This window comes from Agromyces badenianii (assembly GCF_003070885.1).
GTDB classification, from domain to species: domain Bacteria; phylum Actinomycetota; class Actinomycetes; order Actinomycetales; family Microbacteriaceae; genus Agromyces; species Agromyces badenianii.
This window is the reverse complement of the sequence record NZ_CP028913.1, coordinates 2,711,018-2,724,253: the sequence shown is the minus strand read 5'-3', so window position 1 is coordinate 2,724,253 and position 13,236 is coordinate 2,711,018. Positions and strand designations below refer to the sequence as shown.

The following is a 13,236-nucleotide window of genomic DNA, read 5'->3' as shown; positions in this document are numbered from 1 at the left end:
CCCGCGGGTCGACCCGAGGGTCGCCGGCTCACTTCGCGCGCAGGTCGTAGACGCGCTGGTACTTGCCTTCGCTGCGGGGGAGCGCCCCCGGCTCCTCGAGCACCACGGCGACGGACGACCCGATGCCCTCCTTGATGCGCTTCGCCAGCACGACCGTGGCGGCCTGGCACACCTCGACCGAGAGGTCGGGATGCCGCTCGATGCGCACCGTCAGGTCGTCCATCGTGCCGGTGCGGCGCAATTCGAGGATGAAGTGCGGGGTGAGCTGCTCGATGCCGAGCACGATCTCCTCGATCTGCGTGGGGAACAGGTTCACGCCGCGCAGGATGATCATGTCGTCGTTGCGGCCCGTGATCTTCTCGATGCGGCGCATGCCGGGGCGGGCGGTGCCGGGCAGCAGCCGGGTGAGGTCGCGCGTGCGGTAGCGGATGACGGGGAACGCCTCTTTCGTGAGCGAGGTGAAGACGAGCTCGCCGCGCGCGCCGTCGGCGAGCCGCGCGCCGGTCTCGCCGTCGATGATCTCGGGCAGGAAGTGGTCCTCCCAGATGTGCGGCCCGTCTTTCGTCTCGACGCACTCGCTGCCGACGCCGGGCCCCATGACCTCGCTGAGGCCGTAGATATCGAGCGCGTCGACGCCCAGACGCTGCTCGAGCTCGTGTCGCATCTCGTTCGTCCACGGCTCGGCACCGAGCACGGCGACCTTGAGGCTCGTCGATCGGGGATCGATGCCCTGCTCGACCATGCTGTCGGCGATCGTCAGCAGGTAGCTCGGGGTGCAGAGGATCGCGTCGGGCTCGAAGTCGTTGATGAGCTGCACCTGGCGTGCGGTCTGCCCGCCCGACATCGGGATGACGGTGGCCCCGAGCTTCTCGATGCCGGCGTGCGCGCCGAGGCCGCCCGTGAAGAGGCCGTAGCCGTAGGCGTTGTGCACCTTCATGCCGGGGCGGATGCCGCCGGCGCGGAGTGACCGGGCGATGAGCGTCGCCCAGCGGTCGAGGTCGCCCTTCGTGTAGCCCACGACGGTCGGCCGGCCCGTGGTGCCGCTCGAGGCATGGATGCGCGCGACCTGTTCCATCGGCACGGCGAACATGCCGAACGGGTAGGTCTGGCGCAGGTCCTCCTTCGTCGTGAAGGGCAGCTTGACGACGTCGTCGAGCGAGCGAATGTCGCGCGGATTCACGCCCGCCGCGTCGAACTTCGCCGTGTACAGCGGCACGTGCTCATAGGCGTGCTGCACGGTCTGCTGCAGTCGCTCGAGTTGCAGGCTCTCGATCTCGGAGCGGCTCATGCGCTCTTCGGGGTCGAGTTCGGCGAGCGCCGCAGGGGCGAGGCCGGAGATGGTGCGGGAAGTCGTCGTCGACACGGGTGCTCCTGGTGGCGCGGTCAGATGGTGCGGTTGGTGGAGATCGAGCGGCCGCGGAACTCGGCGACGGCGTCGCCCTGTTCGTCGACGACCGTGACGTCGTAGAGTCCGGTACGGCCCGATCGGGCCCGGCGGACGGCCGTCGCGGTGAGGGTCTGCCCCGCGACGGTGGACTTCAGGAACGTGATGTCGGCGCCCGCCGCGACCGTGACGGTGTCGTCTTCGTTGCAGGCGATGGCGAAGGCGGTGTCGGCGAGGGTGAAGACGAGCCCGCCGTGGGTGATGTGGAACCCGTTGGTCATGTCGTCGCGCACGATCATCGAGACGACGGCGTGCCCCGGCTCGTCGAGCTCGACGACCATTCCGAGCGCGGCGGAGGCGAGATCGCGATCCATCATCGCCCGGTTCGGTGCGCCGGCTGCGGTCGCGGCATCCGTCATCTGAAGCTCCTCGTCGAGTCCATGCGTTCGTGCGCCGTTGCTGCGACGCTCGATCTGAGCATATACTAACTGAACGATCGGTTAGTAATACTGGATGCCGCGGGCGACCGAATGCCGGCGGGCAGGCCCAGAACGCCACCGCACAACACACAGGAGTCGACGATGACCTCTCCAGCAGACCTCAGCGTGGTCGACCCCGAGCTCTCCGCCGAGGAGGCCCGGTTCAGCGACCTCATCGCCGCCGACTCCCGCATCGAGCCGCGCGACTGGATGCCCGACGCCTACCGCAAGACGCTCATCCGGCAGATCTCGCAGCACGCGCACTCCGAGATCATCGGCATGCAGCCCGAGTCGAACTGGATCACGCGCGCGCCGAGCCTGAAGCGCAAGGCGATCCTGATGGCCAAGGTGCAAGACGAGGCCGGCCACGGGCTCTACCTCTATTCCGCAGCACAGACGCTCGGCATCTCTCGCGAGGAGATGACGACGCAGCTCATCGAGGGCAAGGCGCGGTACTCCTCGATCTTCAACTACCCGACGCCGACGTGGGCCGACATGGGCGCCATCGGCTGGCTCGTCGACGGCGCCGCCATCTGCAACCAGGTGCCGCTGTGCCGTGCGTCGTACGGACCGTACGGCCGAGCGATGGTGCGCATCTGCAAAGAGGAGTCGTTCCACCAGCGACAGGGCTTCGAGATCCTGCTCGAACTCATGCAGGGAAGCGACGCCCAGCGGCAGATGGCCCAAGACGCGGTGAACCGCTGGTACTGGCCCTCGCTCATGATGTTCGGGCCGCCCGACGACGAATCGCCGAACTCGGCGCAGTCGATGGCGTGGAACATCAAGCGCTTCTCGAATGACGATCTGCGCCAGCGCTTCGTCGGCATGCTCGTGCCGCAGGCCGAGGTGCTCGGGGTCACGCTGCCCGACCCGGAGCTGCGTTTCGACGAGCAGACGGGCAGGTACGAGATGAGCGAGATCGACTGGGACGAGTTCAACGAGGTGCTCGCCGGGCGGGGGCCCGCGAACGCCGAGCGGCTGCGCCGCCGGCGCGAGGCCCACGACGACGGTGCCTGGGTGCGCGAAGCCGCCGCAGAGTACGCGCGCAAGCAGGCCGGGCGCGCGCTCGCGGCATCCGGGGCGGTGGCGTGATGTCGACTCCCGGCGAGACGGGCACCGAGGCCTGGCCCCTGTGGGAGGTCTTCGTGCGCGCGAACCGCGGCCTCTCCCACGTGCACGTGGGGTCGCTGCACGCCCCCGACTCCGACATGGCCGTGCGCAACGCCCGCGACCTGTACACCCGCCGGGGCGAGGGCATCTCGATCTGGGTCGTGCCCGCCGACGCGATCACGACGAGCGACCCCGATGCGAAGGGCGCGTTCTTCGAGAGCCCGGCCGGCAAGAACTACCGCCACGCCGTCTACTACACGAAGAGCGAAGGGGTGAAGCACCTGTGAGCGTCGAGGATCACCACGGCGACGTCTCGGTCGACCGGCTCGCGCTTGCCGAGGAGCTCGCGGGCACCGCGGCCGACGGGTCGGGTGCGGTCGCGACTCCGGATGCCGCGGAGTACGCGCTGCGCCTCGGCGACGACGCCCTCGTGCTGGCCCAGCAGCTCGGCATGTGGATCGCCCGCGCGCCCGAGCTCGAGGAGGACGTCGCCCTCGGCAACATCGCCCTCGACCTCGTCGGCCATGCCCGTTCGCTGCTGCACTACGCCGGCACCGCGAGCGGGCGCAGCGAAGACGAGCTCGCCTACTGGCGCGACGAGCCGGAGTGGCGCAATGCCTGGCTCTTCGAGCAGCCCAACGGCGACTTCGCGCACACGATCGCGCGTCAGCTCGTGGCATCCGTCTTCCTGTTCGAGCTGTATTCGCGGCTCGTCGACTCGGCCGATCCGACGATCGCGGCGATCGCTGCGAAGTCGGTGAAGGAGGTCGACTACCACCGCGACCACGCGACCCAGTGGGTGCTGCGGCTCGCCGGCGGCACCGAGGAGTCGCGCCGCCGCATGATCGTGGCGATCGCCGACACCTGGCCGTACGTCGACGAGCTCGTCGCCGACGATGCGCTCGTCGAGCGGCTCGCCGCCGCCGGCATCGCGGTGCTGCCCTCGACGCTGTGGCCGGCGTTCGACGCCGTGATCGACGAGGTCTTCGCCGAGGCCGCACTCGAGCGGCCCGCCGGGCGCACGGCGTTCATCGCCTCGGGCGGCGGCCGCGAGGGGCGCCACACCGAGCACCTCGGTCCGCTCCTCGCCGAGATGCAGGTGCTCGCCCGCGCGCACCCGGGAGCATCGTGGTGACCGCGCCGACGGTCGAAGCCGACGACCGCGTCGCGCGGCCCGTGCCCGCCGATCCGGCGGCGCGGCGCGCGTGGCAGGTCGCGGCGACCGTGACCGACCCCGAGATCCCGGTGCTCACCATCGAAGACCTCGGCGTGCTGCGCTCGGTCGAGATCGGCGAGGGCGGCGCCGTTCGCGTGCAACTGACTCCGACGTACAGCGGATGCCCCGCGCTCGACGCCATGCGCGACGACGTGCTGCTCGCGCTCACGCACGCCGGGTACGACGAGGTGCGGGTCGACCTCGTGCTCGCTCCCGCGTGGTCGACCGACTGGATGAGCGAGGCGGGCAAGCAGAAGCTGCGTCGCTACGGCATCCAGGCGCCGACGGGCCATGCGGCCGCGCGCGGCTCGGGCCCGGTGCGGGTGCAACTCGCCGTGAAGTGCCCGCGCTGCAATTCGCTCGACACGCGTGAACTCGCCCGCTTCGGCTCGACGTCGTGCAAGGCCCTCTACGAGTGCCGCGCCTGCCTCGAGCCCTTCGACTACTTCAAGGTGCTCTGATGGCCGCCCGCAACCTGGGGTCGACGACGACCCAGCAGCACCAGGCCGTGCCGGCGGATGCCGCGATCGCCTCCGCCTTCCTCCGGAGCACCGTCGGCGGCGAGACGTCGATCTCCGACGAGGCGCCGAGCCCGAGCCGCCGCCGCGCGCGGTTCCACACGCTCGAGGTCGCCGAGGTGCGCCCGCTCACCGCCGACGCGGTCGAGGTCACCTTCGCGGTGCCCGACGCCCTCGCCGACGACTACGCGTTCATGCCCGGGCAGTACGTCGCCCTGCGCAAGGACTTCGACGGCCACGAACTGCGGCGCAGCTACTCGATCTGCCGGCCTCCCGTGCACGGGAGCATCTCGGTCGCGATCAAGCGCGACCTCGGCGGCCGGTTCTCGACCTGGGCGACCTCCGAGCTGACCGCCGGCGACACCCTCGACGTGATGAGCCCGCAGGGCACGTTCACCTCGACCCTCGACGCCCTCGACGGAAAGCACGTCGTCGGCATCGCCGCCGGCTCGGGCATCACCCCGCTCATGGCGCTCGCCCACACGGTGCTCGCCCGCTCCGCGACATCCGAGTTCGAGCTCGTCTACACGAACCGGTCGACGCTCGACGTGATGTTCCTCGAAGAACTCGCCGAACTGAAGGACCGCTACCCGGCGCGGCTCGCGCTGCACCACGTGCTCTCGCGCGAGCAGCGCACCGCGCCGCTCCTCTCGGGGCGCATCGACGGCGAGAAGCTCGAGCGCATGCTCGACGTGCTCATCAGGCCCGAGACGGTCGACGAGTGGTTCCTCTGCGGGCCGTTCGAGCTCGTGCAGCTCGCCCGCGACACCCTCGAGGCGCGCGGTGTGCCGCCGAAGCACGTGCGGTACGAGCTCTTCACGACCGACGCCGACCGGATCGAGCCGCGGCACGGGCGGCCCGTCGTGGTCGAGCGCGGAGAGCCGACCGTGGCGATCGAGTTCACGCTCGACGGCCAGTCGACGACCGTCGACAGCCCGGTGAGCGCGCACGAGTCGATCCTGAACGCGGCGCTGCGGGTGCGGCCCGACGTGCCGTTCGCGTGCGCCGGCGGGGTGTGCGGCACGTGCCGCGCACGCGTGATCGAGGGCAGCGTCGCGATGACCGAGAACTACGCACTCGAACCCGACGAGCTCGAACGCGGCTACGTGCTCACGTGCCAGTCGCATCCGAAGTCCGAGCGGGTCGTCGTCGACTACGACGTGTGATGCGCCGACACGGCGGCCGGCGCCGACAGCGCGGCCGGCGATGAGGCCGAAGACGATGGGGAGAAGTGCAGCATGATCGAACTGAACGTGCACGACGGCATCGCCGAGATCGTGCTGAACGCGCCCGAGAAGCTCAACGCGCTCGACCCCGCGGCGATCGCCGAGCTCTCGGCGGCCTACGTCGACGCCGAGCGGATGGCGCAGCTCGGCGACGTGCGGGCGCTCGTGCTGCGCGGCGAGGGCCGCGCATTCTGCGCCGGGCGTGACATCTCGGGCGTCGACCCGCGCGAAGACGACGTGCTCGGCTACCTCGGCGGGCTCGTCGAGCCGCTGCTGCAGCGCATGGCCGGATTCCCGGCGCCGACCTTCGCCGTCGCGCACGGCGCGTGCCTCGGCGTCGGCCTCGGCCTGCTCATCGCGTCGGACATCGTCTATGTCGCCGACACGGCGAAGATCGGCTCGCCGTTCGCGAACCTCGGCGCAACCCTCGACTCGGGGGGCCACGCACTCTTCTTCGAGCGCCTCGGCGCGCACAAGACGATGGACCTCATCGTCACGGGCCGGCTCATGTCGGGCGCCGAGGCGGTCGCGGCCGGCCTGTTCTCGCAGGTCTTCGCCGCCGACGAGGTGACGGATGCCGCCCGCTCCGCGGCTCGTGCCGCGGCATCCGGCGCGACCCAGGCCTTCGTCGCCTCGAAGCGGCTCGTCGCCGCACTCCGCGACGACCGGCTCGGGCTCTGGGCGTCGATGGCCGAGGAGAACCGTGCGCAGGCGGCGCTCTGCGACACCGCCGACTACCGCGAGGGCTTCGCGGCGTTCCAGCAGAAGCGGATGCCCGAGTTCACCGGCCGGCCCTGACCGGGCGGGATGGCGAGGACGCCAGAGGGCTCAGTGGCCCGTCTGGTCGTGCTCGGCGATGTCGCGATCGAGGTCGTCTTCGATGAGCAGGTCGCGGCGCACGTGATCGGAGCGGTACGCCGCACGCCCGAGCATGTGGGCCGTCATCGGTTGCGTGAGCAACTGGAACGTCATGATGAGCACGGCCGTCGTGAGCACGCCCCACGTCGGCACCTGCACGACGATCGCGGCGAGCACGGTCGCGAGCCCGAGCACCTGCGGCTTCGTCGCGGCGTGCAGGCGAGTGAGCACGTCGGGGAAGCGGATGATGCCGATGCCCGCGGCCATCGACAGGAACCCGCTCACGAGGATGAGCAGACCGACCGCGATCTCGGCGGCGCTCATTGCAGGCTCCCGAGGCGAGCAGCCGGTGACACGGCGCGAATCCCGGCGGCGCTCACGATGCATCCTGCTTCGCCATGAACCGCGCGATCGAGATCGAGCCGACGACCGCGAACATCGCGAGCACGAGCATGACCACGAGGGTGTCGATGTGCTTGTTGATGGCCATCTCGGCGCCGAGTGCGCAGATCGCGATGGCGAGCAGCACGTCGGTGGCGAGGGCGCGGTCGAGGATCGACGGTCCGCGGATGATGCGGTAGACCGCGGCGATGGCGCCGATGCCGAACATGACGCCGGCGATGATGCTGACGATCTCGAGGAATGTCACGCTGGTGCTCCCTTCGAGCGAGCGTCGTTGGCACGGCGTTCACGGCGGGCAGCGCGCACGGATGCCGCCTGCGCGCGGCTGCCGATGGCGAGCACGATGCGCTCCTCCGTGCCGAGCACGGCACGCCGCACCCGGTCGATGTCGGCTTCGGTGCGGGTGCCGAGGGCGTGCAGGTAGAGCAGGCCGCGCTCGCGGTCGATGTCGACGACGACGGTGCCGGGCACGACCGAGATCGCTTCGGCGGTGAGCGTCGTGACGAGGTCGGAGCGGGTCAGCAGCTGCACGGCGATGATCGAGTTCAGCGGCTTCCATCGGGGGTCGATCGCGAGCACCGCGACCTCCATCGAGGCGATCGTGACGTCGTACATCATGCGGAGGCCGAGCAGCAGCCCCCGCCAGGGGTTGAAGCGGCCGCTGAGCAGCACGGGCGGCAGGTACAGCACCCTCGTCACGCCGAGCGCGAGCAGCACCCCGGTGACCACCGTGAGCACCGTCACCTGATCCCACAGGAACACCCAGAGCAGCACGAGGGCGACGATGAGCGGCAGCTGGCGCCAGACCGAGCGCCACCGCGAGACATCCGCTGCAGCGTGCGTCATCGGATGCCTCCCGGGAAGATCAGGGAGACGTAGGCGCCGGGGTCGAGCAGGTCGGCCGATGCGCGCCCCGCGAGGTCGAAGATCGGCCCGGCGAACACGGTGAGGCAGATCGTGAGCATCACGAGGGCGCTCGTCGCGACGACCATCAGCACGGGCGTCGTGCGGGTCGCGGTGACCGTGGCGCCCTCGGGCGCCTCGAGCACCGAGCCGAGCAGCACCGACTCGTAGCCCTCGAGCTCGGAGCGGCCGCGCCAGAACGCCATGTTCCAGAACCGCGTCAGGGCGTACAGGGTGATGAGCGAGGTGATCGCGCCGACGCCGATGACGACCCAGCTGAGCCAGGCGTCGGCGCCGGTCGCGCCCTCGGCGCCCGCGAGGAAGAGGCCGGTCTTGCCGAGGAATCCGGAGAACGGCGGGATGCCGCCGAGGTTCAGTGCGGGGATGAAGAACAGCACCCCGAGCAGCGGTGACGCCTTCAGAAGCCCGGCGAGCCGGTTGATCGACGTCGCGCCGCCGAAGCGCTCGATGAGTCCGGTGGTGAGGAACAGGGTCGTCTGCACCGTGATGTGGTGCACGACGTAGTAGATGGTCGCCGCGTACCCCAGCTGCGAGCCGACGGCGATGCCGAAGATCATGTAGCCGATGTGGCTCACGAGCGTGAACGAGAGCAGTCGCTTGATGTCGGCCTGGGTGAGCGCGCCGAGAATGCCGATGAGCATGGTGAGCCCGCCGATCACCATGAGCAGCACGCTCACGTCGCTCTCGGTGAAGATCACCGTCTCGGTGCGGATGATCGCGTAGACGCCGACCTTCGTGAGCAGGCCGGCGAACACGGCGGTGACCGGTGCCGGGGCCGTCGGGTACGAGTCGGGCAGCCAGAACGAGAGCGGGAAGACCGCGGCCTTGATGCCGAAGGCGATGAGCAGCAGCAGGTGGAGCATGAGCTGCACGGTGCCGGGCAGCTCGGCGAGCCGCACCGAGAGCTGGGCGATGTTCACGGTGCCGGTCGCGCCGTAGATGAGGGCGATGGCGCTCAGGAAGAAGAGCGAGGAGACGAGGCTCACGATGATGTACGTGACGCCCGCGCGGATGCGTTCGCCGGTGCCGCCGAGCGTGAGCAGCACGTAGCTCGCCGACAGCAGGATCTCGAAGCCGACGTAGAGGTTGAAGAGGTCGCCCGCGATGAACGCGTTGAAGACGCCCGCCGACAGGATCAGGTACGACGGGTGGAAGATCGAAACCGGGGTCTCGCGGTGCTGGTCGGCGATGCCCTGCCCGACCGAGTACACGAGCACGACGAGCAGCATGATCGCCGAGATCACGAGCATGATCGCCGAGAGCCGGTCGACGACGAGGGTGATGCCCCACGGGGCATCCCACCCGCCGATGTAGACGACGGCCGGGCCCGTCGCGTCGACGGCGACGAGCAGCACGGCGGCGATCACCGTCACCGCGGCGAGCACGCCGAGGCTCACCGCCATCTGCGCGCGGCGGTGGCGGCCGAGGATCAGCGCGGAGGCCGCCCCGAGCAGGGGCAGCAGCACCACGAGCGGCACGAGCACGGCGGTCACGGTGCACCCCCTGGCCGGGTATCGAGATCATCGCGAGCGGATGCCTCGAGCTCGAGTTCTTCGTCGGGCTCCTCGTCGCTCGCGTCGATGAGGTCTTGGATGGCCTGGTCGTCGGCGGCGGAACTGCGGATGAGGTCGGCCGCCTCTTCGGCGTCTTCGGCCATGTCAGCCTCGTCGTCGACGAGGTCGCCCATCGCGCCGAGCTGCGCGAGCCACCACGACCGGTAGATGAGGGCGAGCATGAACGCCGTGATGCCGAGGTTGATGACGATCGCGGTGAGCACGAAGGCCTGGGGGAGCGGGTCGGAGATGTCGTCGGCGTCGACGCCCTCGCCGAGGATCGGCGCGAGTCCGGGGGTGCCGCTCATGACGTAGATGAGGATGTTCACGGCGTTGCCGACGAGTAGGAACCCGATGAGCACCCGGGTGAGGCTGCGCTCGAGCATGATCGAGATGCCGGCGCCGAACAGCACGGCCATCAGCACGACGAGGGTGAGTGAGGCGGTCATCGGCGGGCCTCCTCGGGGTTCGGCTGCGGTTCGCGGTTCGGCTGCGATCCGGCGTTCGGCAGGTGCGCGCCGTCGGCGTACTCCGCTCCGCCGGCGAACTCCGGTCCTTCGGACCGCCCGTCGTCTTCGGCGAGCTCCTCGTCGTCGGGTTGCCGCTCCTCTTGGCGATCGACCTCGCCGCCGAGCGATCGCAGGATGTCGAGCACGAGGCCGACGACCACGAGGTAGACGCCGATGTCGAAGAGCGTCGAAGTGCCGATCGAGATCGTGCCGAGCACGGGCACCTCGGTCTCGAACCACGCGGACTCGAACACCGGGCCGCCGAAGAGCAGGGCGCCCGCGGCGGTGCCCGCGGCGAGCAGCAGGCCGGTGCCGAGCAGGCGACCTGCGTCGACCGGGGCCGCCTCGCCGAGCTCGTAGCGACCGCCGGCGAGGTATCGCGCGACGAGCGCGAGGCCCGCGAGAAGACCACCGGCGAAGCCGCCGCCGGGAGCGTTGTGCCCGACGAAGAGCAGGTAGACCGAGACGATGATCGCGGGGTGGAAGAGCAGCCGCACGAGCACCTCGATGAGGATCGAGCGGTTGCGCGGCGAGATCGTGCGGCCCGCCAGGAGCCAGGTCTGCCGGGTCTCAGCGGCCTCGCCCGCGACATCCGTCTCGCCCGCAGTGTCGGCGAGGCTCGTGCGGGGTGCGCGGATGCTCCAGGCCGGCTCGGGCACCGGCCGCAGCAGGTCGCGCCGGTTCACGCCCGCGACCGCGTCGAGGCGGGGGGCAGCGCCGGTGCGGCCCGAGACGAAGATGAGGCTCGCGACGCCCGTCGCGACCGCGACGAGCACCGAGATCTCGCCGAGGGTGTCCCACGCGCGAACGTCGACGAGCATCACGTTCACGATGTTCGTGCCGTGCGCCTCGAGTGCGAGGGCGGGCAGACCTTCGGCGATCGTCGGCCGGATGCGGGCACCGAGCGCGACGAGGCCAAGCACCGCCATGACGATGCCGGCCACGGTGCCGATGACGGCGCGGGCCACCCGGTGCACCGGTGGGTTGCGCTGGGCGATCTGCTTCGGCAGGCGGCGCAGCACGAGCACGAACACCACGAGCACGATGGTCTCGACGAGGGCCTGCGTGAGGGCGAGGTCGGGCGCCCCCGACATGCCGAAGAGCAGCACGAGTCCGTAGCCGGTGACGCTCACGAGCAGCACCGCGCTCATGCGCTGTCGCACGGTCGCTGCGGCGATCGCGGCGATGCCCATGACGAGCGCGAGGAACGGCTGCGCCGGGTAGTCGAAGGGCCGGATGTCGCTCGGCCACGAGGTGTTCATGACCGAGACGGTGCCGAGGCCGCTGATGAAGACCACGATGATGATCGCGAGGTAGCCGGGCAGGCCGCGGGACTGGACCGCCGTCGTGATCGACGCCGCGACCCGGTCGACGATCGAGACGATGCCGAGATAGCCTCGGGCCGAGTCGAGCAGCGGCGCCACCGACGCCTGCAGGCGGGCGACGCGCTGCCGGCCCCAGACGAGCAGCGCGCCGATCGCGAACACGACCGCCGAGATCGCGAGGGCCGGTTCGAAGCCGTGCCAGAGGGCGAGGTGGTACTCGTGGCCGCCCGGCAGTTCGTCGGCGTAGCCCGCGAGCAGCGGCTCGATGAACGGCACGGCGAACGCCGCCGCGAGACTCGTGGCGGCGAGCAGCCCCGGCGCCGTCGCGATCGCGGGGTTCCCGGCGTGCAGCGGCGTCGCCGCGACATCCCGCTTGGAGAAGAAGGCGCCCCAGAGGAAGCGCACGGTGTAGGCGACCGTCAGCACCGAGCCGGTGAATGCGCCGATGAGGGCGACCCATGCCCACGCGTCGCCGGCGGCGACCGCCTCGAGGAACGCGGTGAACACGGCCTCTTTCGCGACGAAGCCGAGGAGCGGCGGCACGCCCGCCATCGATGCCGCGGCGAGGAACGCGATCGTCGCGATCACCGGCATGCGGCGGCCGAGCCCCGAGAGCTTGCGCCAGTCGCGGGTGCCGGCGGCGTGGTCGACGATGCCGACGACGAGGAAGAGCGCCGCCTTGAACAGGGCGTGCGCGAGCAGGAGGGCGACGCCCGCGAGCGCGGCGTCGCGCGTGCCGAAGCCCGTGACCATGATGAGGAAGCCGAGCTGGCTCACCGTGCCGTAAGCGAGGAGCAGCTTCAGGTCGTACTGGCGGAGCGCTCGCCAGCCGCCGACGAGCATCGTGAGCGCGCCGAGTCCGATGACGATGGGATGCCACACCTCGAGGTCGGCGTACCCGGGCGCGAGGCGCGCGACGAGGTAGACGCCCGCCTTCACCATCGCCGCCGCGTGCAGGTAGGCGCTGACGGGCGTGGGGGCGGCCATCGCGGCCGGCAGCCAGAAGTGGAACGGCACGAGCGCGCTCTTCGAGATGGCGCCGAGCAGCACGAGGGCGATCGCCCACTCGCCCGCGGCGCCCGTGACGGGGTTCGCGATGAGCTCGGCGAGCGAGGTCGTGCCGCCGTCGACGGCGAGGATGACGAGGCCGACGAGCATCGCGAGCCCGCCGAACGTGGTCACGGTCAGCGCCTGCAGGGCGGCACCGCGGCTCTCTTTGCGGCCCGTGTAGTGGCCGATCAGGAGGTAGGAGAGCACGCTCGTGGCCTCCCAGAACGTGAACAGGATGAACACGTCGTCGGCGGTGACGAGGCCGAACATGACGCCTGCGAAGGCGAGCAGGAGCGCCGCGAACCGGCCGAGTGCGGGCTCGTCGTCGGCGAAGTAGTGCACGCAGTAGAGCAGCACGAGAGCGCCGACTCCCGTGACGATGAGCGCGAGGAGCAGGGCGAGGGCGTCGACCCGGAAGCTGAGCGCGATGTCGAGCGCGGGGATCCACGGCACGACCTCGACGACGGGGGTGCCCGCCAGCACGCCGGGCAGCCAGGTGAGCAGGAGCACGAAGACCGCGGCGGGCAGCAGGGCGATCACGGCGAAGACGCGCCGGCCGAGCCAGCGCGTGAGCAGGGGCGTGATGAGCGCGACCGCCGTGAAGGCAGCGAGGCTGGCGATCAATTCACCCTCCTCGCGCTCGCACCGTCCTCCGAGTTTACCGGGAGGCGAGGGCGCGTCA

Annotated in this window: 14 protein-coding genes; 6 read left to right on the top strand and 8 right to left on the bottom strand. The window is 70.5% G+C overall.

Going from position 1 to position 13,236, the window contains the following annotated elements:
• Positions 1-28: 28 nt before the first annotated feature.
• Positions 29-1,288 carry a phenylacetate--CoA ligase PaaK gene (paaK, locus tag DCE93_RS12850; protein ID WP_108596781.1) on the bottom strand — a complete coding sequence of 420 codons (1,260 nt, stop codon included), beginning with the start codon at positions 1,286-1,288 and terminating at the stop codon, positions 29-31.
• Positions 1,289-1,383: 95 nt separating this feature from the next.
• Positions 1,384-1,803, bottom strand: coding sequence for a hydroxyphenylacetyl-CoA thioesterase PaaI (gene paaI, locus DCE93_RS12845; protein ID WP_108596223.1), 420 nt, complete (start codon positions 1,801-1,803; stop codon positions 1,384-1,386).
• A 162-nt stretch (positions 1,804-1,965) separates the two neighbouring features.
• On the opposite strand from paaI, the gene paaA reads away from it, so the two are divergent.
• From paaA to DCE93_RS12815, 6 genes are all read left to right on the top strand, one after another.
• Complete coding sequence (gene paaA, locus DCE93_RS12840; protein WP_108596222.1) at positions 1,966-2,955, top strand: 1,2-phenylacetyl-CoA epoxidase subunit PaaA; 990 nt, start codon at positions 1,966-1,968, stop codon at positions 2,953-2,955.
• Positions 2,955-3,260 (top strand): 1,2-phenylacetyl-CoA epoxidase subunit PaaB, encoded by a 306-nt coding sequence (gene paaB / locus DCE93_RS12835; RefSeq protein ID WP_108596221.1) that lies wholly within the window; start codon positions 2,955-2,957, stop codon positions 3,258-3,260. Before paaA ends, paaB begins: the two co-directional genes overlap by 1 nt.
• Positions 3,257-4,108, top strand: coding sequence for a 1,2-phenylacetyl-CoA epoxidase subunit PaaC (gene paaC, locus DCE93_RS12830; protein ID WP_108596220.1), 852 nt, complete (start codon positions 3,257-3,259; stop codon positions 4,106-4,108). The genes paaB and paaC overlap by 4 nt, the downstream gene beginning before the upstream one ends.
• A 41-nt stretch (positions 4,109-4,149) precedes the next feature.
• On the top strand, positions 4,150-4,650 hold the full coding sequence (gene paaD / locus DCE93_RS12825; protein ID WP_108596780.1) for a 1,2-phenylacetyl-CoA epoxidase subunit PaaD: 501 nt from the start codon (positions 4,150-4,152) through the stop codon (positions 4,648-4,650).
• Between the two features lie 110 nt (positions 4,651-4,760).
• Complete coding sequence (paaE, locus tag DCE93_RS12820) at positions 4,761-5,873, top strand: 1,2-phenylacetyl-CoA epoxidase subunit PaaE (protein WP_244284299.1); 1,113 nt, start codon at positions 4,761-4,763, stop codon at positions 5,871-5,873.
• Between the two features lie 72 nt (positions 5,874-5,945).
• Positions 5,946-6,731, top strand: coding sequence for an enoyl-CoA hydratase/isomerase family protein (locus DCE93_RS12815; RefSeq protein ID WP_108596218.1), 786 nt, complete (start codon positions 5,946-5,948; stop codon positions 6,729-6,731).
• A 30-nt stretch (positions 6,732-6,761) separates the two neighbouring features.
• Here DCE93_RS12815 and mnhG read toward each other — a convergent pair whose 3' ends face one another.
• The 6 genes from mnhG to DCE93_RS12785 are packed head-to-tail and all read right to left on the bottom strand — an operon-like array spanning position 6,762 to position 13,178.
• Positions 6,762-7,115 carry a monovalent cation/H(+) antiporter subunit G gene (gene mnhG / locus DCE93_RS12810; RefSeq protein WP_108596217.1) on the bottom strand — a complete coding sequence of 118 codons (354 nt, stop codon included), beginning with the start codon at positions 7,113-7,115 and terminating at the stop codon, positions 6,762-6,764.
• A gap of 52 nt (positions 7,116-7,167) precedes the next feature.
• Positions 7,168-7,440 (bottom strand): MrpF/PhaF family protein, encoded by a 273-nt coding sequence (locus tag DCE93_RS12805; RefSeq protein WP_235825149.1) that lies wholly within the window; start codon positions 7,438-7,440, stop codon positions 7,168-7,170.
• Positions 7,437-8,039, bottom strand: coding sequence for a Na+/H+ antiporter subunit E (locus tag DCE93_RS12800; RefSeq protein WP_108596216.1), 603 nt, complete (start codon positions 8,037-8,039; stop codon positions 7,437-7,439). Before DCE93_RS12800 ends, DCE93_RS12805 begins: the two co-directional genes overlap by 4 nt.
• Positions 8,036-9,610: a Na+/H+ antiporter subunit D gene (locus tag DCE93_RS12795; protein ID WP_108596215.1), complete on the bottom strand. Its 1,575-nt coding sequence runs from the start codon at positions 9,608-9,610 to the stop codon at positions 8,036-8,038. The genes DCE93_RS12800 and DCE93_RS12795 overlap by 4 nt, the downstream gene beginning before the upstream one ends.
• Positions 9,607-10,119 carry an NADH-quinone oxidoreductase subunit K gene (locus DCE93_RS12790; RefSeq protein WP_108596214.1) on the bottom strand — a complete coding sequence of 171 codons (513 nt, stop codon included), beginning with the start codon at positions 10,117-10,119 and terminating at the stop codon, positions 9,607-9,609. Before DCE93_RS12790 ends, DCE93_RS12795 begins: the two co-directional genes overlap by 4 nt.
• On the bottom strand, positions 10,116-13,178 hold the full coding sequence (locus tag DCE93_RS12785; protein WP_108596213.1) for a Na+/H+ antiporter subunit A: 3,063 nt from the start codon (positions 13,176-13,178) through the stop codon (positions 10,116-10,118). Before DCE93_RS12785 ends, DCE93_RS12790 begins: the two co-directional genes overlap by 4 nt.
• Positions 13,179-13,236 lie beyond the last annotated feature (58 nt).

Coding starts and splice junctions, on each gene's coding strand:
- paaK (WP_108596781.1), bottom strand. CDS start 1,288: ATGAGCCGCTCCGAGATCGAGAGCCTGCAACTCGAGCGACTGCAGCAG.
- paaI (WP_108596223.1), bottom strand. CDS start 1,803: ATGACGGATGCCGCGACCGCAGCCGGCGCACCGAACCGGGCGATGATG.
- paaA (WP_108596222.1), top strand. CDS start 1,966: ATGACCTCTCCAGCAGACCTCAGCGTGGTCGACCCCGAGCTCTCCGCC.
- paaB (WP_108596221.1), top strand. CDS start 2,955: ATGTCGACTCCCGGCGAGACGGGCACCGAGGCCTGGCCCCTGTGGGAG.
- DCE93_RS12815 (WP_108596218.1), top strand. CDS start 5,946: ATGATCGAACTGAACGTGCACGACGGCATCGCCGAGATCGTGCTGAAC.
- mnhG (WP_108596217.1), bottom strand. CDS start 7,115: ATGAGCGCCGCCGAGATCGCGGTCGGTCTGCTCATCCTCGTGAGCGGG.
- DCE93_RS12800 (WP_108596216.1), bottom strand. CDS start 8,039: ATGACGCACGCTGCAGCGGATGTCTCGCGGTGGCGCTCGGTCTGGCGC.
- DCE93_RS12790 (WP_108596214.1), bottom strand. CDS start 10,119: ATGACCGCCTCACTCACCCTCGTCGTGCTGATGGCCGTGCTGTTCGGC.